At 71.5% G+C, this 23,622-nt stretch carries 13 protein-coding genes; 8 read left to right on the forward strand and 5 right to left on the reverse strand.

Going from position 1 to position 23,622, the window contains the following annotated elements; all coding sequences use genetic code 11:
* Positions 1-14 precede the first annotated feature (14 nt).
* The 4 genes from AC1VNM_RS07870 to AC1VNM_RS07885 form a co-directional block, all read right to left on the reverse strand.
* Positions 15-3,065: an efflux RND transporter permease subunit gene (locus AC1VNM_RS07870; protein ID WP_483106489.1), complete on the reverse strand. Its 3,051-nt coding sequence runs from the start codon at positions 3,063-3,065 to the stop codon at positions 15-17.
* On the reverse strand, positions 3,062-4,192 hold the full coding sequence (locus AC1VNM_RS07875) for an efflux RND transporter periplasmic adaptor subunit (protein ID WP_483106490.1): 1,131 nt from the start codon (positions 4,190-4,192) through the stop codon (positions 3,062-3,064). Before AC1VNM_RS07875 ends, AC1VNM_RS07870 begins: the two co-directional genes overlap by 4 nt.
* A gap of 28 nt (positions 4,193-4,220) precedes the next feature.
* Positions 4,221-4,985: a MipA/OmpV family protein gene (locus AC1VNM_RS07880; protein ID WP_483106491.1), complete on the reverse strand. Its 765-nt coding sequence runs from the start codon at positions 4,983-4,985 to the stop codon at positions 4,221-4,223.
* Between the two features lie 145 nt (positions 4,986-5,130).
* Complete coding sequence (locus tag AC1VNM_RS07885; RefSeq protein ID WP_483106492.1) at positions 5,131-6,594, reverse strand: efflux transporter outer membrane subunit; 1,464 nt, start codon at positions 6,592-6,594, stop codon at positions 5,131-5,133.
* A 185-nt stretch (positions 6,595-6,779) separates the two neighbouring features.
* Between AC1VNM_RS07885 and AC1VNM_RS07890 the strand changes: the two genes are divergently transcribed.
* Positions 6,780-7,472, forward strand: coding sequence for a response regulator (locus AC1VNM_RS07890; protein ID WP_483106493.1), 693 nt, complete (start codon positions 6,780-6,782; stop codon positions 7,470-7,472).
* A gap of 62 nt (positions 7,473-7,534) precedes the next feature.
* A complete protein-coding gene (locus AC1VNM_RS07895; protein WP_431101231.1) occupies positions 7,535-8,665 on the forward strand; it encodes a sensor histidine kinase in 1,131 nt (376 codons plus the stop codon).
* A gap of 7 nt (positions 8,666-8,672) precedes the next feature.
* On the opposite strand, the gene AC1VNM_RS07900 is transcribed toward AC1VNM_RS07895, so the two are convergent.
* Positions 8,673-9,359 carry a glutathione S-transferase family protein gene (locus tag AC1VNM_RS07900; protein ID WP_483106494.1) on the reverse strand — a complete coding sequence of 229 codons (687 nt, stop codon included), beginning with the start codon at positions 9,357-9,359 and terminating at the stop codon, positions 8,673-8,675.
* Positions 9,360-9,516: 157 nt separating this feature from the next.
* On the opposite strand from AC1VNM_RS07900, the gene AC1VNM_RS07905 reads away from it, so the two are divergent.
* From AC1VNM_RS07905 to AC1VNM_RS07930, 6 genes are all read left to right on the forward strand, one after another.
* The gene (locus AC1VNM_RS07905; RefSeq protein ID WP_377154980.1) at positions 9,517-10,122 is read left to right on the forward strand and encodes a TetR/AcrR family transcriptional regulator; all 606 of its coding nucleotides are present in this window, start codon (positions 9,517-9,519) and stop codon (positions 10,120-10,122) included.
* 105 nt (positions 10,123-10,227) lie between these two features.
* Positions 10,228-10,962, forward strand: coding sequence for a response regulator transcription factor (locus tag AC1VNM_RS07910; protein WP_483106495.1), 735 nt, complete (start codon positions 10,228-10,230; stop codon positions 10,960-10,962).
* Positions 10,959-12,617, forward strand: coding sequence for a FecR family protein (locus AC1VNM_RS07915; RefSeq protein WP_483106496.1), 1,659 nt, complete (start codon positions 10,959-10,961; stop codon positions 12,615-12,617). The genes AC1VNM_RS07910 and AC1VNM_RS07915 overlap by 4 nt, the downstream gene beginning before the upstream one ends.
* Positions 12,617-14,569 carry a CHASE2 domain-containing protein gene (locus tag AC1VNM_RS07920; RefSeq protein ID WP_483106497.1) on the forward strand — a complete coding sequence of 651 codons (1,953 nt, stop codon included), beginning with the start codon at positions 12,617-12,619 and terminating at the stop codon, positions 14,567-14,569. The genes AC1VNM_RS07915 and AC1VNM_RS07920 overlap by 1 nt, the downstream gene beginning before the upstream one ends.
* A 101-nt stretch (positions 14,570-14,670) precedes the next feature.
* On the forward strand, positions 14,671-15,399 hold the full coding sequence (gene aqpZ / locus AC1VNM_RS07925) for an aquaporin Z (RefSeq protein WP_483106498.1): 729 nt from the start codon (positions 14,671-14,673) through the stop codon (positions 15,397-15,399).
* A gap of 346 nt (positions 15,400-15,745) precedes the next feature.
* Complete coding sequence (locus tag AC1VNM_RS07930) at positions 15,746-23,614, forward strand: SdrD B-like domain-containing protein (RefSeq protein WP_483106499.1); 7,869 nt, start codon at positions 15,746-15,748, stop codon at positions 23,612-23,614.
* Positions 23,615-23,622 lie beyond the last annotated feature (8 nt).

The following is a 23,622-nucleotide window of genomic DNA, read 5'->3' on the forward strand; positions in this document are numbered from 1 at the left end:
GGGGCCTCCAGCGTTCACCCGCCCCGCCGACGAAACAGCAGGTCGTAGAGCGCAGGAATCAGCCCGAGCGTCACCAGCGTGCCCAGCGCCAGTCCGCCGATCATCGTGATCGCCATGCCGGTCCACAGCGGCCCCGCGAACAGCATCAGCGGGATCAGGCCGACGATGCAGGTCAGTTTGGTCATCACGATGGGCCGCAGGCGCTTGACCGCCGCGGCAACGACCGCCTCGCGCCGACCGAGACCGGCGGCGCGTTCCGCCTCGATGCGCTCCAGCAGCAGGACCGCGTTGTTGACGATGATCCCGGCCAGCGCCAGCAGGCCGAAGGTCGCCATGAAGCCGAACGGATATCCGGTCAGCAGCAACGCGAGCGTCGCGCCGATCAGCACGAAGGGCACGCTGGCGACGATGATGAACAGCTTGCGGAACGAGTTGAACTGCCAGATGAAGAGCAGCAGGATCGCGATCAGCGCATGCGGCATGAACTCGAGCAGCGCCTGATTCGCCTCGGCCGAGTCCTCGATCTCGCCGCCCAGTTCGATGCGGTAGCCCGGCGGCAGCGCGATGGCGGCGATCCGCGGCGCGATCGTCTGCACCAGCTCGCTGGTGGTCCGCGTCGGGTTGTGCCCGGTGACGGTGAGCGTGCGCACGAGATTGCGACGCACGAGTGTCGACGGCTCGGTGTCGCTGGTCACCGAGGCGATGGCCGAGAGGGCCACCGGCGCGCCGCCCGCAGACGGATACACCAGCGTGTCGGCGGGCGAGCCCTTGGCCGCGCGTTCGGACGCGCCGCCGCGCAGCACGATGGGCGCCGACACGCCGTTGTCGTGAACGACCGACGCCGCGACGCCGCCGTAGCGCATCTGCAAGGCCCGGGCGATGTCGTCGCTGGAGACACCCGCCTGGCGCGCCCGCGCCTGATCGACCTGGATCACGCGCCGCGGCACGCGCGTCATCCAGTCGTCGTAGACATCGACGTTGCCGGGCACCGAGGCCAGCGCGGCCTGGATCTCGCCGCCGATGCGCCGCAGTTCCGCCTCGTCGGGCCCCGACACGCGATAGATCGCGACGCCGGCCTCCGTGCTGCCGAGCGAGAAGCGCTTCGGCTCCGCTCGCAGCTCGGGAAAGTGCAGGCGCATGTGCCGCTTGGCTCGGGCGATGACGTCGTCGATCCGCGTCCCCGGCTGCACGCTGACGGTGAAGTACGCGATGTTGGCCGCTGGCAGCGGTGGATTCAGCCCGAGGACGATGCGGGGGCCGCCATCGGCCACATAGCCGATGCTGTCCACGACTTCGGGATTGGCGTTGCGGTCGGCCAGCCAGCGGCTCATCGCCTCGACGGTACGCAAGGTCTGGCGGGAGTCGCTGCCCGGCTGCAGCGTCACCGGCATCTGGAACTGCAGCCGGTCCGACTTGGGCAGGAAGTCGTACGGGATGTTCGACAGCATCGCGCCCGCCGCGATCAGCAACGCGACCATGCTGCCGATGAACAGCGCCTTGTGATCGAGCACCCATCCGATCAGCGCGCGATAGCCGCGATAGAAGCGCGATCCGACCTGATCGTCCGAGGCGCCATGAGTCGCCTGCACGTGAGCGAAGTACAGGCACAGCAGCGGCGTGACAGTGAGGCTCAACACCCAGGAGCCGAGCAGCGTCACCGCCAGCACGACCGCCAGCGAGCGCAGATACTCGTTGGTGGCCGTCTGGCCGAAGAAGAAGGGGGAGAAGGCCAGCACGATCACCAGCGACGAGCTCAGCAGCGGCACCGCGAGCGTGCGGCCGGCCTCGATGCAGGCGTGGCGGCGTTCCTCGCCGGCGACCAGGCGGCGTTCGATGTCCTCGGCGATGACGATGCCGTTGTCCACGAGCAGGCCCAGCGCCAGGATGATCGCCGCGATCGACACCGTCTGCAGCTCCACGCCGAGCGCGCGCATCGCGATCAGCGCGCCGAGGATGGTCAGCGGCACGATGGCGCCGACGATCAGTCCGGTGCGCCAGCCCAGGAACAGCATCACCACGGCCATGACGATGAGCACCGTCTCGCCCATGACGTGATGCATCTTCCCCATCTCGCGCTCGACGACGTCGGCCTGGAAGGTGACCACGTGCTGCTCGAAGCCCACCGGCAGCAGGCGCTGGGTCTCTTCCAGCTTTGCCCGCAGCGCCTTGCCGAAGGCGGCGATGTTGCGCCCCTGGGCCATCGACACCGCCACGACAACCGCCGGCTGCCCTTGATAGACCGCGGCGCTCTCCGGCGGATCGGCCGGCAAGACCTGGATCCGCGCCAGTTGGCCGAGCGGCACCTGACGACTGCCGGCGGCCGCCGGCACCGCGACGAGGAAGTGGCGGAGATCGTCGAGGCCGCGGATCTCGCCCGAGGTCGCGACCGTCATGGCGAGTCCGGACGCCGAGATCAGCCCGCCGGGCGCGATGACGTTCTGCGCCTGCAGTTGCTGCGCGATCGCGGCCGGCGCCACGCCGGCCTCGACCAGGCGGGCGCGGTCGAAGTCGACGTAGACGCGGTCCTCGCGCAGGCCGTAGAGCGACACATGCTCGACGCCCGGGAGCGCATAGAGCTGCTCGCGCAGCCGGCGCAGCGGCTCACGCATCTCGCTCATGCCGAAGCCTGGCGCCGTGACGGCGATCGACGCGACGGCGACGCGGCCGAAGTCGTCCTCGACGAACGGGCCCACCGTGCCGGCGGGCAGCTCGGCGGCGGCCTCACCGGCCTTGGCACGCACGCGCTGCCAGAGCGCGGGCAGATCGCTCACCCGGTCGTAGGCGGTGAGCTGCAGCACGGCGCTGCCGGGCCGCACCGTGGTGACGATCCGCTTGAGGTCGCCGATCTCGCGCAGGCGCTCTTCGGTGGGTTTGGCGAGCAGTTGCTCCACCTGCTCGCTGGGCATGCCGGGGAAGGCGACCGATACCAGCGCGTCGCGCACGGTGACGGAGGGCTCTTCCTGCGAAGGGAAATCCAGGAAGGTCGCCACGCCGGCCAACAGCAGCAGCACGGCGGTCAACAGGGTCAGCCGGCTGGCCCCCAGGGCGGAGTGCGTGAGCTTCACAGGGGGCCTCCGTCGGCGAGGCGCGATGCCACGGGCAGCGGCTGGACCGCCTGCCCATCGCTCAGGAAGGCCGACCCCGCCGTCACGATCTGCTCGCCGGGTTTCAGGCCGGCGCTGATGACGAAGCGCTCACCGGCGATCGGGCCGAGGGTGACCGGGCGACGGGTGACGCGTCCGGCCGCCTGCTGATAAACGAAGACGGCGGCGTTGACGCCGCGGGCGTCGGCGATCACCGCCGACAGCGGCACCGTGAGCGCTCCGGCCGGGGCGCCAGCGGGCGCATCAATCAGGTCGAGCGACAGGCTGTCGCCGCTGCGCAGTGCGTTGGCGGCGCCCTGAAAGTCGAGGATCACCTGGGCGCTGCCGCCGGCGTCCAGGCGCGACGAGACACCGTGCAAGCGCAGCGAGAAGGGCTCGGCGGCACCGGCACGCCGCGCGCGCACCAGCGCGCCCGGCTGCAGCCGGCTGGCGATGTCCCCCGGGAGGACGGCCACTGCCTGTGGCCGCCCGAGGCCCTCCAGCTGCAGCAAGACCTGGCCCGCCGCCGCATCGCCCTGCGGCTGTGCGAGCCGCGCGACCACGCTGCCGTCGAAGGGCGCGCGGATCTCGCTCTGATGCACCGTGCGCCGCGCCAGCGCCAGGTCGGCTTCCGCCGTCTGCCGCTGAGCAGCCGCGGCATCGAGGGCGGCCTCCGCCGCCGTCAGCGTCGCGCGCGACGTTGCCCCGTCATCGAACATGGCCTGCTGCTGCCGCCATTGGCTGTCGCGCTCGCGCCATTGCGCGGCCGTGGCACGCAGCTGCGCCTCGGCCTGACGCAGCTTCAACAGCATCGGTGCCGGGTCCAGCCGTGCCAGTACCTGGCCCTGGCGCACGCGGTCGCCGACATCGACGGCAATCGCCGCAATGCGACCGCCCTGTTCGAAGGCGAGGTCGGCACGCTGCTCCTGCCGGACCATGGCGATGAAGCGGGTGTCGCTGCTTGCAGCGCCGATGCCGGCTGTCTCCAGCTTCACGGTGCGCGGCGCAGCGGGTGGCGCCACGTTCGCGCGGCCGCAGCCGGCAAGCACCGTGGCCGCCACGGCCAGCAGGCAGGCACTCGCGACGCGACGGGAAGGGCGTGTGCTCAAGGGCAGTTTCATCGTTGCTTGCATCGAATCAGTAGGCGTAGGTGACTGCCAGGGTGGTCGACACGGGATTGCGGCGTTCGACGACCGGGCTGTGTGCCGCGTTGTCGAGGTAATGCGTTCCGCGCAGTTCCAGCGATCCCGTCCAGTGCGGGTCGAAGCGGTGCTCCCAGGTGGCCGCCACGCTGCCCGCATACAGGCCTCCACCGGCCTGGAAGGCGGCGAAACGGCTGTTGGCCGCCTGCGCCGCCGTGACGCCGAAGTACGCCTGGTTGTAGCGGCGGTCACCCCACAAGGCGTCGACGTCCAGCGTCACGTGTTCGCGCCCGGCCTTCAGCACGTCGTACTCGACGCCGGTGCGGTATCGGTTCCGGCGCGCGCCATCGCGCAGCGCGAATTCCGCCTCGACGCTGGCCGAGAGGCTGTGACCCAGGTCCTGCACGAGCAGGCTGCGCGTGGTCAGCGAGCCCCGCACGTCGCCCATGCCGGCCAGGCGGCGGTCGCCGGGGCGCCAGTCGCTGTCACGTTGCAGGCGCCCGAAGTCGTAGAACATCGACTGCGATCCATACAGTCCCCAGTCCGTCTGGAACTGCAGGCCGGCGCCGCGCGTCGTGTCGAGGAAAAACACGCCGCGCTGAACGACCAGCACGGGGGCCGGCTGCAGCCGCGTGCGGTCGGCGCCGGCGTAGCGTGGCGCGAGCTGCGCCGCGGCGCCGACGGTGATCTCGGTCTTGTCGCCGAGCAGCGGGGAGGGCGTCAGGCCATCTGCGGCGATGGCGGCGCCGGATGCGGTCATCGACGCGACGAGTGCCGCGCCGGTGCGCGAGAGAAGGAGGGAAACGCGATGAGGCAGAGGAGACAGATGAGGCATGGGTGCTCCAGGGAGGCGAAACAGGGGAGGCGAAACAGGGGCTGATGCGCCGGGCGCATCGGGGGACGGTTCAAAGGGCGGCGGCGGAAGCGGGCAGCGCGACGCCATAGAAGGCTCGGAACAGCAGCACCCGGTTCAGCGCCACATCGCGTTGCGTTTCGAGCCGCGCCAGCGCCGATTGCCCAGCCGCAATGCGCTCGGCCAGCAGGTCGGCGCGATCGACCCAGCCGGCCTCGGCGCGGGCCGTCGCGCGTTGCACGCGGCGCTGCGTGCGATCGTCCTGATCGGCTTGACGGCGCTCGGCCTCACGCCAGGTGGACTGCGCGTCGAGGGCCTCGAGCACCTCCCGGAACGCGCGTTGGACCGCCTGTTCGTAGCTGACGACGCCCGCCTCGCGCCGCAGCTGGGCCAGATCGAGCGCGGCCTGGCGACGGCCGTGGTCGAACAGCGGCAGCGTCAACTGCGGCATGAAGCTCCAGACGCCGCTGCCGCTCGCGAAAAGACCGCGCAGGCCCTCGCTGGCCGTGCCGATGCCGGTGCTGAGGCGGATCGATGGGAAGAACGCGGCCCGTGCGGCACCGATGTCCGCATGCGCGGCACGCAATTCGGCCTCGGCCTGCTGCACGTCCGGACGCTGAAGCAGCAGTCGCGAGTCCAGGTCGCGCAAGGCGGCCGACGGGCTTGACGCGTTGGCGAGCGGCGCCAGCGGCCCCACCGGCACGACGTCCGATCCGGTCATCAGCCGCAACGCGCGCAGCAGGCCGAGATGCGCCTCGCGCGACTGCGCCTCGGCGACGGCCGCCCGGTCGTCCTGCGCCCGAAGGCGGTCGACGTCGTCGTCGGAGGCCAGGCCCACCGCGCGTTGACGCTGCCCGATGGCCAGCAGGTCCGCGCTGTGGGCATGGAGCGATGCCGCCACATCGAGCGCCTGCGCCGCGCTGCGTTCCAGGATGTAGAGCCGGAGCACCTCGGCGACCAGCGCGCCTCGCACCGCCTGCTGTCCGTGGGACGAGGCGAGATAACGCTCGCGTGCCGCATCGGACAGCGACTTCAGCCGGCCGAAGAGGTCCAGTTCGACGTCGTCGAGACCGAGGGTGGCCGAGACCAGCTTCTGGCCATACCGCGCGTCCTGCTCCGCGCTGTCGAAACGCTGGCGCGACTGGGTCGCCGAGAGGCCGACCGTCGGCCACCGATCGGCCTGCTGCAGCCGGTACTGGGCCCGGGACTGGTCGACCTGGAGCACCGCCAGCCGGTAGTCGGTGTTGGCCGCCAGCGCTCGCGAGACCAGCGGCGCGAGGTCACGGTCGGGGGCCAACGCAGCGATGAAATCACGCTCCTGCGGTGTGAGGGCCACGTCCGGGCGGGTCTGCGTGCTCAGCGGGATCCCGTCGTCGGACAGGCGGGCCGGCAAGCGCATCTCGGGACGCTGGGCAGGCGGGGCGAGGGCACATCCCGCCACGGTCAGCGCGATCAGGCCGGCCGCGGCCGTGCGTTGAACGCGATGCCCCGGGCGGAGGGCGAAGTGTGGAATCATGCGCGAGCGCTCGAAGGTGTCCATGCCCCGAAGCGTCGACGAGGAGTTTCAAGGCACGTTCGGCGAATCATCAAGATTTCATCAAGGACCCTCGGGGATGCCACCCCTCATTCCGCCGTCGCCCCACCACCGTTGCCGTGTTTCCACGGCGTCTTTCCTTTCCTGAATTCGGCTGACCCATCGTGATGACCGACAAGAAGGTGCTCGTCGTCGAGGACGACCTGGACAGCGCCAGCATCCTGGAGGCCTACCTGCGCAAGGACGGTTTCGCCGTGACGCTGGCGCATGACGGCCAGCGGGCCGTGCAGCTGCATGCCCAATGGCGACCGGACATCGTGCTGCTCGACGTGATGCTGCCGCGGCTCAGCGGCATCGAGGTGCTGTCCAGCATCCGCCGTGCCGGCGACACGCCCGTCATCATGGTCACCGCCGTCGGTGACGAGCCTGACAAGCTCGGCGCGCTGCGTTACGGCGCCGACGATTACGTGGTCAAGCCCTACAGCCCCAAGGAGGTCGTCGCCCGCGTCCATGCGGTGCTGCGTCGCTCCTCGCCGGCGCGAGTCGCCGATGGTCCGTTGCGCCACGGCCGCTTGAGCGTCGACGTCGACGCCGTGGTCGCCGCGGTCGAGGCCCCGGACGGCAGTTCGCGCCAGCTGCTCGACCTGACCCCGACCGAGTTCAACCTGCTGGTGACGCTGCTGAGGACGCCGTTCAAGGCGTTCACGCGGGGCGAGCTGCTGGAGGCTTGCCTGCCCGACAGCGACGCGCTCGAGCGCGTGGTCGACACCCACGTGCACAACCTGCGCCGCAAGCTCGAGCAGCAGGGCATCACCGGGGTGCTGGTCACCGTGCGGGCCGTCGGCTACCGCTTCCAATGATGCGGCGCCTGTTCCCGGGCCGCGCGGGGCCCATGCCCTTGTGGTTGTGGATGGGCTTGCGCATGAGCGCCCTGGCTTTCGGCGCCATCGCGGCGGTGGCCATCGGCATGTGGGGTTACTTCAGCCTCCACGACCAGGCGATCCTGAACCGCCTGCCGCCGACCGCGCGCGAGGAGATCCTTCGACTGCGCGCGCAGCCCCAAGGCAACGAGGAACGCCTGTGGTCGCTGATCCAGCAGCACTATGCGGTCGAGCAGTTCGTGCCGGGCCTGTCCAATCCCGATTGGCTGATGGTCGGCGCGTTGGCGGCCTGCGAGCTGCCATTCCTGGTGCTGTTCGGCGTCCTCGCGTCGCGGACCTTGTCACGCCAGTTCGGGCAGGTGGCGCGGTCGGCTCGCCGCGTCGCGGGCGGAGACTTCCGCGTGCGCGCGACGGTCCATGGCGCACCGCCTCGCGAGATGGTCGAGTTGACGGGGGACTTCAACGACATGGCGGCCAAGCTGGAGCAATACGAGCGGGAGTTGAGCGAGTCCAGCGCCATGTTGGCGCACGAGTTGCGCACGCCGCTGAACGCCGCGATGGGACGTGTGCAGGGCATGCTGGACGACGTGTTTCCGCGCGACATGGCGCAACTGGCATTGGTCCACCGGCAGCTGGCGCAGATCAATCGACTGGTCGGTGACCTGCATCTGTTGTCGTTGGCCCGGGCCGGGCAGTTGCGGCTGGCGCATGAGCCGTTCAGCCTGGCCGAGCTGGTCCGAGAACGCGTGTCCTGGCTGGAAGTCGCGATGAAGGAAGCAGGCGTCCTCGCGACAGCGACCTTTGAAGGCGACCTGACCCTCCACGGTGACCGGGACCGCGTGGGTCAGGTCTTGCTCGTCCTGATGGAGAACGTGGTGAGGCACGCCGCCGTGGGCGGCGTGCTGGAGATCCGGGCGACAGCCGTCGATCGGAGCGTGGAGCTGGTCGTGGCCGACCGCGGATCGGGCGTTGCCGACGAGGAGTTGCCGCGCCTGCTCGACCGGTTCTGGCGCGCGGACCAGTCCCGATCCAGGGACTCCGGCGGCTCGGGCCTCGGCCTCGCCATCGCGGAGGCGATCTGTCGTGCCCATGCGGGCATGCTGGTGTTGGCGCCGCGCGAAGGCGGCGGGCTGCGGGCTGTCGTCACGCTGCCGAAAAGCTTCAACGGCTGAGGGCGGATCAGAAGCCCATGCGGGTCAGGTCCTCCTGCACGAACTGCTGGCCGCTGCGTTCCCGGACGCTGGGCAGCGCCGCCACGCGCCGACGCCACGCCTGAAGGGCCTGGTGGTCTTCAGGTGCCGGGATCCCCGCCGCGTCGGCAAACATCAAGCCGGCGAAGAGCGTGATGTCCGCCATGGAGAAGTGATCGCCGGCCAGGAACGGGCGGTGCTGGAGCAGGTCGTCGAAGTACCGGTAGCCCTGCACCACCTTTTGGGCCTCCTGCAGGCCCATTTCCTTGCGGGCCGACCAGTCGGGGCTCTTGTAGACCTGCAAGGCCGCGCCGAGGCCAGGTGTCGCGTGGTGGAAGTAGAGGCCGACGGGATCGAGCACGAAGGACTCGGCGCGCCGCTGCATCATGTGGATCAGCGCCTTCTCCCTGGGACTGCGGCCGGTGAGCGTGGGGCGGCCGTCGAGGTTGTCGAGGTATTCCGTGATGGCCGTCGATTCCGAGATCAGTGTGCCGTCGTCCAGTTCCAGCACGGGCACGATGCCGGCCGGGTTCTTGGCCAGGAAGGCCGGCTGCTTGTGCTCGGCGGCCATCAGGTCCACGGACACGAATTCCACCTGGTCGTCCAGACCCTTTTCGGCCAGCACGATGCGGATGCGGGCGGGGTTGGGGAAGCCGGGGCGGTCATAGATCTTCATGGTTCATCCTTGTCGGTTGACAGTGCTGGTTGACATTGTGGGTCGAGATGCCTATCTATCGATAGATAGATGAGCATGGGAGCGGACTCTAAGGGCTCGCCTGACTTTGTGTCAAACTAATCTATCGATAGATAGATTCAACTGTGAAAGGGCGCCGATGTCCTCGAAGAGCCACACGCAAGCGGCGGACGCAGGTGCCGCCAAGACGGATACCCGGGAGGAACTCCTGGCCGCCGCCCGCTTGGCGGTGCAGGCCCACGGCTACAACGCGCTGAGCTTCCGGGAGCTGGCCAAGGAGGTCGGCATCAAGAGCGCCAGCGTCCATTACTACTTCCCCACCAAGGGCGACCTGGCCGCGGCACTCGCCGGCCGCTACGCGGACGAGGCGGAGGCCTTCCTCGGCGAGCTCGGTGCCAGCGGCATGCCGCATGACGATCTGATGCGCGCTTACGCAGGGGCCTTCCGCGTGGCGCTGGAGAACGACAACCGCATGTGCCTGTGCGGGATCATGACCGCCGAGTACGACGATCTGCCCGCGCAGGCCCGCACGGAGGTGGACCGCTTTGCGCAGATCAATGCGGAGTGGCTCGCCGCCACGCTGAGGCCGCGCCACCGCAAGGCGCCGCCCGCGGAGCTGGAACAGCGCGCGGTGGCCATCTTTGCCGCCATCGAAGGCGCGCAATTGATCGCACGCGGACGCAAGGACGTCGGTGCCTTCGATCGGATCATCGACACCTACCGGAGCGTCGGCCTCTTCAGTTGAAGTCGGTGCGTCCGTCGCGCGCACCGTGCTGTTCGTGAATCGCCCAATCGGGCTGCCACTCCCACGTTCTTGTGCACAATCCGCCGCCACTAGCAGGTTTAGGGGATGGCACTCATGCAAATCGCGGTTGTGGACGATGACCTCCATCAGCTGGAGCTGCTCTCGCGAACTGTGGAAACCATGGGGCATGTGAGCCACCGATTCACCGATGGCCAGGGCTTGTTGCAAGCCATGCGACGCAGCACCTTCGACCTGCTGCTCGTGGACTGGGAGCTGCCGGACCTCTCCGGCGTCGACATCGTGCAGACCTTGCGCGCCGAGGGGGCCGCCATGCCGATCGTGATGGTGACCCATCGCGACGGCGAGCGCGACGTGGTGCAGGGCCTGACCAAGGGCGCCGACGACTACGTCGTCAAGCCGGTGCGCGGTGCCGAGTTGAAGGCGCGGCTGCTGGCCTTGCTCCGCCGCGCCTATCCGGAGCAGGCCACCCTGCAGCGCCATGGGCCCTATGAGTGGAACGTGTCGACGCGCGCCTGGTCCAGGGACGGCGAGCCGATCGAGCTCAAGCCGCGCGAGTTCGACCTGTGCGTCTGCCTGTTCCGCCAGATCGGGCGGGTGCTGTCGCGGAATTACCTGATGCAGGCCGTCTGGGGACGGGACGACGAGGTGCCGACGCGCACCCTGGACACCCACATCTCCGCGATCCGGTTGAAGCTGGGTCTTCGCCCGGAACACGGGTATCGGCTGAGCGCCGTGTATGGACACGGCTACCGGCTCGAAGCGCTGGAGGCCCAGGAGCGGCAGGACACGCAGGCGCCGTCGCGCGAGGCCGCCGAATGAGGCGCGCGCCGACGAATGCGGTGGTGACCGTGTTGATGGCCGCGCTGCTGACGGCGGGCGCGGTGGCCGTGCATGCGCAGGCCGGGGACACCGTGGCGCATGTGGTGCGACCGGGCGAATCGCTGTACCGCATCGCGCAGGAGCAACTGGAAGACCCCGCCCGCTGGCCCGAGGTCGCGCGGCTCAATCGCCTCGCGCGCCCGTCGAAGCTGCAGCCTGGACAACGTCTGCTGCTGCCGCTGGCGCTGATGAAGGGCCAGGCCAGCCAGGCCACGGTCGCCTATGTCCGGGGCGGCGTGCTCGCCGACGGCACGGCGCTGCGCATCGGCGATCGCATCGAGGAGGCCGCGACGCTGACGGTGCCGTCGCAGGGATTCATCAGCGTGACGCTGGCCGACGGCTCGTTGCTGCAACTGCAGTCCGACTCCACGGCCCGCCTGGTCCGCCTGCGCGATCTGCCGCGCGAGACGCGCAATACCCTGATCCAGCTGGATCGTGGCCGGATCGACTTGCGGGTGTCCCCTCAGACGCCGGGCTCGCGCTTCCGGGTCAAGACGCCGCTGGCGACCGCGGGCGTGCGCGGCACGCGTTTCGGCGTGACCATGGCGGCGGACGGCGCGCTCACCGCCACCGACGTGATCGAGGGCCTGGTCGCGGTCGCTGCGGTCGGTGCGGCCCCGCCGGGCGCCGAGGAAGCCGAGGTCTCGATCGGGCAGGGCGCCGTCGTGCGTCCCGGCCGGGCGCTGGCGTTGCGGCCACTGCCGCCCGCGCCGCCCTGGACGGAGGAACTCCGATTGGAGAAGTTGCCCGGCGTGCTGCCGATGGGCGACTTGCGCGACGGACAACAGGTGCGCGTCGAGATCGCGGAGGACGACGATTTCACCCGGGTGGTCGCGACGCTGCAAGGCAGGCCGCCGTTGACGGTCCCGGCGCTGCCGGACGGCCACTACCGGATCCGCGGCCGCCTGCTGGACGCGGAGGGCCTGTTCGGCCGCGAAACCGCGTCGCGGGTGCGCGTCAAGACGCTGCCGCACGCGCCGATCGCGCGCGCGCCGTCCGAGGGTCAGGTCGTGCCGCCCGCGCCGGTGGTGTTCCGCTGCACGGAAGTGCCGGGCGCTCAGGGCTACCTGTTCCAGGTCGCGAGCGAGCCCGGCTTCGAGCGCCTGCTGGCGGAGCAGCAAGTCCCGCCGGACGCCTGCGCGTTCACGCTCGGCCCGGTGCCGGTGGGGACGCTGTATTGGCGCGTCGCCTCGCTGGCGCCCGAGCCGGACGGCCGTCTCGAACGCGGGCCGTTCAGCGATCGGAGCCGTCTGGAGATCCGTCCGCTGCCGGTGGCGCCCGCGGGCGACGACCTGTCCCTGCAGGGCGACCGCCTCCATTGGGCCGGCGCGGCGGGCAGCCGCTACCGGGTCCAGGTGGCGGCGGATGCCGCGTTCGAGCAGGTCCTGTCCGACGTCGACGTCGACGTGCCGGAAGCCCGCCTGACGCTGCCCACGGGGTGCCGCACGCTGGCCGTGCGACTGCAGGCGATCGACGCGCTGGGGCGCCGATCGGACTTCGGCGCGCCGCGGCTGATCAGCGGCGATGCCGGCCTGTGCACCGAGGACGGCGCGGCGGTCGAAGGCGGCGGCGGCGGCGTGCGCGTCGAGCGCTGATGCGGACCGGCTGGATCGCCGACGGGAACTTCCGGCGCCGGCTCCATGCCCTGGGGTGGGCGCTCTTCCTGGGCATCGTGGCCGGTGCCGGCGCCTTGGGTGTCTCGGGCGGCCTGGGGCGGCTGGACGCCCTCATCACGGACGCCTTCCTGCACTACTCCCCGCGACCGATCCCGGACGACGTCGTCATCGTCGCCGTGGACGACGCCAGCCTGGCGGCGCTCGGGCGCTGGCCCTGGTCCCGCGACGTCCATGCGCGGCTGCTGGACGTGCTGACGGAGTCGGGAAGCCGCGCGGTCGGGCTGGACCTGATCCTCGCCGAGCCGGACCCGACGCACGATGAAGCGCTCGCCGCCGCCATGCGGCGCCACGGGCGGATCGTGCTGCCGCTGCACTTCGCGCCGGCCGAGACGCATGCCGGCGTGGTGTCGCTGCCGGTGCCCGTGCTGGCCGCCGCGGCCGCCGGACTGGGGCAGCTGCATGTCGACCGCGACGCCGACGGCGCCGTGCGCGCGTTGTTCCTCAGGGAGGGCTTCGGCGACGTGACCTGGGACCATTTCGCCGTGGCCCTGCTCAAGCAGGCACGTCCTTCGCAGGAGGTCCTCGAGCCGGCCCCGGATCCCTCGGCGCGGGCGGACGACGGCCGCTGGCGCCGGGCGGCGCGATTCGTCATCCCGTTCTCCGGACCGCCCGGCAGCGTCCGGCGCGTGTCCTACATCGACGTGCTGCAGGGCAGGGTGCCCGCGGCGACCTTCAAGGACGCGATCGTGCTGGTCGGCGCCACGGCGGCGGGCCTGACCGACGCCTATCCCACGCCGGTGTCGCGCAACGAGGCGCTCATGCCGGGCGTGGAAATCTCCGCGCAGGCCTTGATCGCGCTGCGCGACGGCCGCTCGCTGCGCGTGCCGACGCGGTGGCAGGGCGCCGTGCTGGCGGTGGCGCCGCTGCTGCTGGCGCTGGCGGTGCTGCGGCGGACACGGCCGCGCGTGGGGCTGGGCGTGACGCTGGGACTGATGCCGGCGATCGTGGCGCTCGCCTGGGCCTTGCATCACCTGGCCGGCGTGTTGTGGGCGCCGTCGGCGGCGCTGATCGGCGTGGCCTTGGTCATTCCGCTGTGGAGCTGGCAACGGCTGGAGACCGCGATGGCCTACCTGGAGCGCGAGTTCCATCGCGTCCGGGAGCGCCTGCCGCCGCGCGACGGGGCCGCCACCGCGTCGTCGGGCGGGGACCCGATGGAGCGGCGCATGGCCGCCTTGACGGCGGCGGCGAGCCGGCTTCGTCAACTGGAAGTCCAGCGCCGGCAAGCGGTGGATTTCCTCTCCCATGATCTGCGCGCGCCGCTGTCCGCGACGCTCGCGCTGATCGAGATGGCCGGGCCGGTGGCGGACGCACGCACGCTCGCGGCGATCGAGGCCCAGACCCGTCGGGCGCTGGCGCTGGCCGAGGGCTTCGTCGACCTGGCTCGGGCGGAGGCGCCGGAGGCGTTGCGGACCACGCCGCTCGATCTGCGCGACGTGATCGTCGAGGCCATGGACGGTGCCTGGTCCGACGCACGGCAGCGCGGGATCTCGATCGAGAGCGAGGCGCCGGCCGACGACGCCCTTTGCGACGGCGATGCGGCCCTGCTCGTGCGCGCCGTCGGCAATCTGCTCGACAACGCCTTGAAGTACGGCCGCGAGGCCGGCACCGTGCGCTGTGACCTGCACGCGATCGGCGCGGGCTGGCGCATCGACGTCCGCAGCCAGGGCCAGGCGCTGGCGCCCGCCGTGGCGGCCACGCTGTTCGACCGTTTCACGCGTGCGCCCGAAGGTCGCGCGCCATCGGCCTCGGGCGCGGGACTGGGCCTGGCCATCGTCCGGTCGGTGGCTCGCCGGCATGGCGGCGACGCCGGCTGGCGCCCCGACGACGACGGGAACGTGTTCTTCATCGAGTTGCCGCGCGCCGCGGACTGACGCTTCAAACGTCAACAATCGTCAGCGGCGCTGGTGCCCCTCGCCGTGCCTTCCTACAGTCCGCCCGCCGCTGTTCCTGCGGCACGAATTGGGAGAAGGCATTGAAAGCGCTCATCGCTGAATTCATCGGCACGTTCTGGCTCGTTCTGGGCGGTTGCGGCAGTGCCGTGCTGTCGGCCACCTATCCGGAATGGGGCATCGGACTGCTCGGCGTCTCGCTGGCCTTCGGCCTCACGGTGCTGACGATGGCGCATGCGGTCGGGCCGGTCTCCGGGGGCCACTTCAATCCGGCGGTGACCGTCGGACTGTGCGTGGCGGGGCGTTTCGAGGCACGCGCCGTGCTGCCCTACATCGGCGTGCAGGTGCTGGGGGCGGTGGTCGCGGCGGCGGTGCTGGCCGTGATCGCCAGCGGCAAGCCCGGTGTCGACCTGGCTGCCGGGGGCTTCGCGGCCAACGGCTACGGCGCGCATTCGCCGGGGGGCTACTCGATGGCGGCGGCCGCGCTGACGGAGGCCGTGCTCACGGCCGGCTTCCTGCTGGTCATCCTGGGGGCGACGTCGCGCCAGGCCGCGGCCGGCTTCGCGCCGCTGGCGATCGGCATGGCGCTCACGCTCATCCACCTGATCAGCATTCCCGTCACCAACACCTCGGTGAATCCGGCGCGCAGCACCGGCGTGGCCCTGTTCTCCGGCGACTGGGCGCTCGGCCAGCTGTGGCTGTTCTGGCTGGCGCCGATCGTCGGTGCCGTGGGCGGCGCGTTGCTCGGCCGGATCCTGTTCGCCGGGCAGGATCCGCGGCCCGCCCATCCTCCCGCGCCGACGCCGCATTGACGCAGCGTCGCGCCGGCACGAGCGCGCGCACATCCGGGTGCACATCGGGTGCACATCCGGGTGCATTCGCGCCCGTTAGGCCAGCGTGATGCGTTCGTGAGGACTTGTCGCGGTCCGCCCGCGACAGTCCGTCCGCTCGCGACGACGCATCCGTTGCGCGACGCCACCACCACCGATCGACCACCGATCCGCCGACCACGGCCGCCAGGCCCGGGTTCGCGCGGATCTCTCCTCCGACTTTCAGTCTCAGCACGGACCGGCCCGCGCCGCCCGTAAAACAACGATGACGTCTGCCCGCGTGTTGAATCCTCTCGCCCGTTGCCGGGCCGCCTTCCGACGAGCCGCCGTGCTTGTCGGCCTGGGCCTCGGCCTGGCCGGTGCCGCCCAGGCGCAGCTGGTGGTGACCGGCATGCCGGACACGCCCGATCCGGTCGCGGCGGGTGGCGTCGTGACCTACGACATCGGCATCGGCGACGCCCTGGGCGTGGCCCGCAGCGGCGTGACGGTGAACGTCGCCGTGCCGGCCAACGGGCGCTTCGCCGGCACGGGCACCCTGCCGGCGGGCGTGAGTTGCGGCGGCATGGCGGTCGGCCAGGCGGGACCCGGCACGGTGACCTGCACCGGGATCAACGTGCCGTCGCTGGACGTGACGCATCTGCCGGTGCGCGTGCGGTCGACCGCGGCCGGCACGATGACGGTCACGGCCACCGTCGTCGGCGGCTCCTCGCAGAGCGAGACGACCACGGTCAACACCGGCGCGGATCTGGCCCTGTCGATCAACGCACCGGCGTCGGTGGCGGCCGGCAGCACGCAGAACGTGCAACTCACGGTGTCGAACGCGGGGCCCGACGCCTCGCCGTCCTCGACGCTGACCTACAACGTGCCGCCGGGCTTCGCCTTGAGCGCGACACCGGGCGGCTGCTCGTTGTCGGGCAACACGCTCACCTGCAGCCTGGGCGCGATCGCCAACGGCGGCAGCACCAGCATCACCGTCACCGGCGTGATCGGCGTGGGCGGCAACTCCACGCTGACGCACTCGGCGGACGTCACCAATGGCGGAGGCGTCGCCGACGGCGACACCAGCAACAACATCGCCAACGCCAATACCGCGGTCACGGCGGGCAGCAGCCTGTCGGTGACGAAGACCAAGTCCGTCGCGGACCCCGTCCAGACCGGACAGTCCTTCAACTTCCAGTTCAACGTGCGCTACAGCGGGGACTTCCCGTCCGGCGCGCAACTGACGGACAACCTGCCCGCCAACTTCTGCGCCGTCGCGCCCGCGACCTTCAGCAGCGGCGGCTGGACCTGTACGGCTTCCAGCACCTGTCCCTCCGCGGGCGGAACGCTGAGCTGCACCCGCGGCGGCACCGGCAGCGCGGGCAGCAACGTCTCGCTGGGCACCATCAGCGCGCCGATGCAGGCGCTGACCAGCGGCGTGGGCATCGTCAACACCGCCACGGCCAGCGCCACCGGCGTGGCGCCGGTCAACGGCTCGGTGAACACGACGGTGATCGACCCCGCCGCGGACCTGCGCGCCAACAAGGCCAAGAGCTGGCCGCAGGCCGCGGTGCCGGTGAACCAGGCGTTCAACTACACGATCTCGACGACCAACCTCGGCCCGAGCGCGATCCCGACCAGCGGCACCATCACGCTGACCGACACGGTGCCGGCCAACCTGCGGGTCAACAGCATCGCGGCGCCGGCGGGCTTCACCTGCCTGTCCTCGGGCGGCGGCAGCTTCCCGCAGGCCGGCCCGGTGACCATCACCTGCACCAGCGCCAACGTGGCGCTGGCGGTCAACGCCACGACCTCGAACGTCACCATCAACGCGCAGGCCACGGCCGCGGGCGGCACGCTGACCAACCAGGTCTGCGTGGGCTCGGCCAACGCGCCGGCGGACAACGTGTCCGCCAACGACTGCGCCAGCGTCGGCGTGAACCCGCAGACCAATGCCGCGCAGGCCGACGTGTCGGTGCTCAAGCGCGTGGTCGGGCTGGGCGACGCCGCGGGCAACCGCCAGGAGGCCGGCTCCCCGATCACCTGGGAGATCGAGGTCGTCAACGCCGGTCCGCAGACCGCGACCGGCGTCGCGGTCACCGACACCGTCAACAACGTCTTCAACGCCAACGCGAGCCAGTATGCGCTGGCCACGGTGGCCGGCAGCGCCACGCTGGGCAGCTGCGGCCTCGCGCCGTCGGCCTCGGCGGTGTCGCTGAGCAACTGCACGATCGCGAGCCTCCCGGTCTGCACCGCCGGCGTCGACTGCCCGCGGTTCCAGATCACGGTGCGCCACTTCGGCGACGGCACCGCCTCGGACAACCAGTTCACCGCGACCAACACGGCGTTCGCGCTGGCCCAGAACGAGGCCGATCCCGACCTCGCCAACAACAACGCCAACAACAACACGCCCGCGACGGCCTACTTCATCGCCCGCGCCGACGTGGCGGTCAGCAAGACCGACAACCCCGACCCGGTGTCCGCCGGCCAGCTGCTGACCTACACGATCACCGCCAGCAATCCGGCCGCCACCAGCGGCAGCCGCGCCTTCAACGTCGGCATCGACGACAGCCTGCCGGCCGGCCTGGTGTACCTGTCGGCCACGGCCAACGGCGGCGGCAGCTGCACGGCCACGCCCGTGGCCGGCACCACGACCGGCCCCGGCAACGACACGCTGATCTGCGGCTGGAGCTCCATCGCGCGCGGCTCGCAGCAGACGGTGACCGTGCGGGTGCGCGCCACCGCCGCGCTGGCCGCGGCCCTGGGCGGCAGCGGCGCCATCACCAACACGGTGACCGTGTCGACGTCCACGCCCGAGATCGCCGGCGGCGCCGCCAACAACACCGCGACGCAGAGCACCACGGTGATCGCGCCGTCCTACGACCTGATCGTCAACAAGACCGACGACGTGGACCCGGTCAGCGTCGGCGACAACGTCACCTACACCATCACCGTCACCAACAACGGCGCGTCGACCGCCGAGAACGTGGTCCTGACCGACACCCTGCCGTCGACGGCGGGGGCACCGACCTTCGTGGCCCTGGTGACGCCGCTGCCCGCGGGCGTGAGCTGCAACACCTCGGGGGTCACCGTCGGCGCGGCCGGCGGCAGCATCGGCTGCACCATCGCCAGCCTGGGCGGCACCGGCGGCGGGTCCACCGGCGAAAGCAACTCGGTCCAGGTCCGCGTGCGCCTGCAGGGCGCCGACAAGGGCACCTTCTCGAATGCCGCCTCGGTGCGCTTCGCCAGCGCGGCGCAGGACGCCTTCGATCCGCAGGCCAACAACAGCGTCTCGGAGCCGACCACCTTCCGCTACAAGGCCGACGTGCAGGCCGTCGACAAGGCGGCCCTGATCGCCGGCACCACCACGCCGCTGAGCGCCATCGCGCAGGGCCAGGCCTTCGACTGGCTGATCCACGTGCGCAACAACGGCCCGCAGGCGGCCGAGATCACCAGCATCGGCGACACGCTGCCCGCGGGACTGCAACTGGCCGGCACGCCGGCGCTGACGGTGACCGCCGGGACCTTCACGCCCGCGGCGCCGACCTGCACCGGCACGGCCGGCGGCACGGGCACGACCTGCGCCATCGCCAGCATGCCCTCGGGCGGTGCGGCCACGCTGCGCATCCCGGTGCAGCTGACCGGCAACCCGGCCAACGGCACGGTGCTGACCAACACCGTCGCCATCGTGACGGTCGGCTCCGGCGACACCAACGGCGGCGCCGACCCGGCGGCCGGCAACAACTTCGCCAGCGGCACGATCACCGTGCAGACCTCGACGCTGTCGGGCCGCGTCTATGAAGATGCCAACGGCAACGGCCAGGCCGACGCGGGCGAGCCCGGCATCGCCGGCGTGACGCTGACGCTCGGCGGCACCGACAGCCTGGGCAATCCGGTCACGCGCACGACCACGACCGACTCGAACGGCAACTGGAGCTTCTCCGTTCCCGCGGGTGCCTACACCGTCACCGAGGCGCAGCCCGCCAGCTACCTGCCGGGCATCACGCGCGCCGGCAATGCCAGCGGCGTCGGCAGCACCGCCGGCAACGTGCCGGCGGGCGGGGCGGGGGTGGTCAGCGGCCCCAACGGCTCGAACGCCAACGTGATCCAGACCATCGTGCTGGGCGCGGGCGGCAGCTCGACGGGCAACCTCTTCGGCGAAGTGCATGCCGCGTCGCTGTCGGGCCGCGTCTACCAGGACGCCGACTACAACGGGGCCTACACCGCGGGCGAGCCCGGCATCGCGGGCGTGACGCTGCAGCTCATCGGCACCGACCTGCAGGGCAACGCCGTCAACACCAGCACGACCACCGCGGCCGACGGCAGTTACGGCTTCGCCAACCTGCTGCCGGGCAGCTACACGGTGATCGAGCCGACGCAGCCCGACGGCTTCGCCGATGGCGGCGAAACGGCCGGCATGGCCGGCGGCAGCACCACCGTCAACGACCGCATCGGCGGCATCACGCTGGGCAGCAGCACCGCCGCGACCGGCAACAACTTCGGCGAGCGCCTGACGCGCGTCAGCGTGCGCGTCTTCGAGGACGCCGACAACGACGGCGTGCCCGCCACGGGCGACGCCGGCATCACCGGCGTGACGCTGCACCTGACCGGCACGTCCGCCACCGGCACGCCGGTGGACATCGTCGCCACGCCGGTCGCCGGCCAGCCGGGCCGCTACGAGTTCCTCAACGTGCCACCCTCGGCGGCCGGCGGCTACACGATCACCGAGACGCAGCCGTCGACCTACGCGCCGGGCAAGGCCAACCCGAACGGCAACGCCGGCACGGCGCAGCCGGGCGGCAACGTCGTCCAGGGCGTGCTCATCCCGCTCAGCGGCACACCCGCCGCACTGGGCGACTATCTCTTCGGCGAGCTCACCAGCAGCCAGATCCGAGGCCGCAGCTTCTACGACCGCGATGGCGACGGCAGCCAGGGCGCGACGGCCACCGAGCCCGGCATCCCGGGCGTGAGCGTCACGCTGAGCGGCACCGACGCGAACGGCAGTCCGGTCTCCGCGACGACGACCACCGACGCGAGCGGCGACTACGTCTTCAACAACATCGCGCCCGGTACCTACACGGTGAGCGAGACGCGTCCGGCGGGTTATCTGCCCGGCCTGACGCGGGCGGGCACGGTGACGGGCGCCGGATCGACCGCGGGCAGCGTGCCCACCGTCGGCGCGGGCGTCAGCGTGGGTCCGAACGGCTCCACCGCGCCGGTGGTGCAGAACATCCGCCTCGGCGCTCCGGGCTCGAGCTCGAGCGGCAACAACTTCGCGTCGGTGCGCGCGGCCTCGCTGGCCGGGCACGTCTATGCCGACATCGCACCGGCCAACGGCCAGCGCGATGCGGGCGAGCCGCCGATGCCCGGCGTCACGGTCACCGTGACCGGCACGGACTTCCTGGGACGCGCGGTCTCCGTCGCGCTGACCACCGCGGCCGACGGCGGCTATGCCGCCACCGGCCTGCTGCCCGGCAACTACCAGATCGACGAGGCCCAGCCCGCCGGCACCGGCGACGGTCCCGAGCACCTGGGCGGCGTGAGCGGCACCCCGCGCGGCGCGGCCAACCCGGGCGGCGTGAACGACCGGTTCGGCGGCATCGCGCTGGCCTCGGAAGAGGCCGGCACGGACTACGATTTCGGCGAGCGCGGCGGCCAGATCACCGGCCACGTCTACGCCGACAGCAACGGCAACGGCCGACGCGACGCGGGCGAGCCGCCGATCGCGGGCGTCGCGCTGACGCTCACCGGCACCAGCGCGGGCGGGCTGCCCGTCAGCATCGCCGCGGTCACCGGCGCGGACGGCCAGTACCTCTTCGACGGCGTGCTGCCCTCGGACGCCGCCGGCTACGTGATCGCCGAAACGCAACCGGTCACCTACGCCGACGGCGGCGAGACGATCGGCCGCCTGGGCGGCGCGACCACCGGCGTGGCGAGCGGCAACGACCGCATCGGCGGCCTGGTCTACACCGGAGGCGCCGGCGACGGCTACGACTTCGGCGAGCAGGGCGCCTCGATCGCGGGCAGCGTCTTCAACGACGCCAACGGCAACGGCAGGCGCGACGCCGGCGATCTGCCGCTGGCGGGCGTGACGGTGACGCTGGCCGGCACCGACGCCACCGGGCAGGCGGTGAGCCGCACCGCGGTGACGGCGCGCGACGGCAGCTACCGCTTCGCCGATCTGCCGCTGGACAACGGCGCGGGCTACACGATCGTGCAGTCGCCGGTGCCCAGCTCCACCCACGCCGGCGAGACGCCCGGCTCGCTGGGCGGCAGCGTGCCGGCCGCGCGCCAGCTCCAGGTCAGGCTGCCCGCCGTGGCGGCCCACGGCACGGCCTACGACTTCTTCGAGCGCTCCACCGCGCCCGCGGCGGTCAGCGGCCGGGTCTGGCGCGACACCGACCATGACCGTCAGGCCGACGGCGGCGAACCCGCCGTGGCCGGATGGACCGTGGAACTGGTGGCCTGCGCCGACGGCGGCACCACGTGTGCCAACAGCGGCGCGCTGGTGCTCGACACCCGCACCACCGCGGCCGACGGCGCTTATCGATTCGACAACGTCGTGCCCGGCTCGTACCAGGTGCGCTTCCGCGACGCGCAAGGCCGGCTCGTCGGCGGCACGTGGCCCACCGATCCGACGCTGAACGGCGCGGGCGGCGCATTCCCGACCGTCTCCGGCATGGCGCCACGCGGCTGGATCCCGCTGACCGTGACCGCGGGCGCCGCGGTGGCCAACCAGGACCTGCCGCTCGATCCCGGCGGCGTGGTGTACGACAGCCTGAGCGCCGAGCCCATCCCCGGCGCGGTGGTGACGCTGGTCGGTCCCGCGGGGTTCGATGCGGCCACGCAGCTGCTCGGCGGCAACGCCGCGCTGACCACCGGTCCGGACGGCGCGTACCAGTTCTTCCTGCTGCCCGGCGCGCCGGCCGGCGCCTATGCCGTCACGGTCACGCCGCCGGCCGGCTACCTGCCGTCGGTGACCTATCCGGCGGCGGCCGGTCCGCTCGACGCGCTGACCTGCAGCGCGCCGGGCACCGCCATCACCCGCGGCAGCGAGGCCTGCGTCATCAGCGCGGCCGCGTCGCCGGCGGCCGGTCCGGCGGCCCCGTACTTCCTGAACTGGCAGTCGGGCGGCGCCGCGCGCCAGGTGGTCAACAACCACATCCCGCTGGACCGCGAGGGCAGCGGCACGGCCATCGAGCTGCGCAAGACCACGTCCAAGCTGACCGTGAAGAAGGGCGAGCCCGTGCCTTACGTGATCACCGCGCGCAACGCCAGCAGCGGCCCCATCGGCAACGTCGCGTTGCTGGACACGCTGCCGCCGGGCTTCAAGTACCTGGACGGATCGCTGACGGTGCAGACCCTGCCGGCGGGGCCGGTGGTGACGGTCAAGCCGACCGTCGTCGGACGGCAGCTGACGCTGGCCGACCAGACCTTCCTGCGCGGCGAGACCAAGCGCATCTCGATGGTGCTGGCGGTGGGCGTCGGCGTGGGCGAGGGCCAGTACGTCAACACGGTGGTCGCCACGCAGGGCATCGCGGGACGGGTGTTGTCCAACACGGCCAGCGCCTCGGTCCGTGTCGTGCCGGACGCGCTGTTCGACTGCACCGACGTGATCGGCAAGGTCTACGACGACCGCAACGCCAACGGCGTCCAGGATGAGGGCGAGCCCGGCATCCCGAACGTGCGCGTGGCCACGGTCAACGGCCTGCTCGTCAGCACCGACGCCGACGGCCGCTATCACATCGCCTGCGCGGCGGTGCCCAAGGAGGGGACCGGCAGCAACCTGGTGCTCAAGGTCGACGAACGCACGCTGCCCTCGGGCTATCGCGTGACGACCGAGAACCCGGCCGCCGAGCGCGCCACGCGCGGCAAGGCGCTGAAGGTCAATTTCGGCGCGACCGTGCACCGCGTCGTGCGCCTGGACCTGAAGGCGGCCGCCTTCGTCGAGGGTCAGGTCGTGCTGCAGCCGGCCTACGAGACGCGCCTGGACCAGACCATCGCCGCCCTGGTGGAGCGTCCGTCCATCCTGCGCCTGGCCTATCAGCCGGCGCCGGACGAAGCGCGCGAGCTGGGCGACGCCCGCGTCGCCGCGATGCGGGCCGCGCTGCTCGACCGCTGGCGCGAACTCGGGAAGTCGATGCGCCGGTCGCAGGACCGGGCGCTGTTCAACCTGGACATCGAGGTCGAGCGCGTGCCGGCCTTGCTCAACCGCTGATGCAGGGG

Source organism: Mitsuaria sp. MSU3D, from assembly GCF_056867975.1.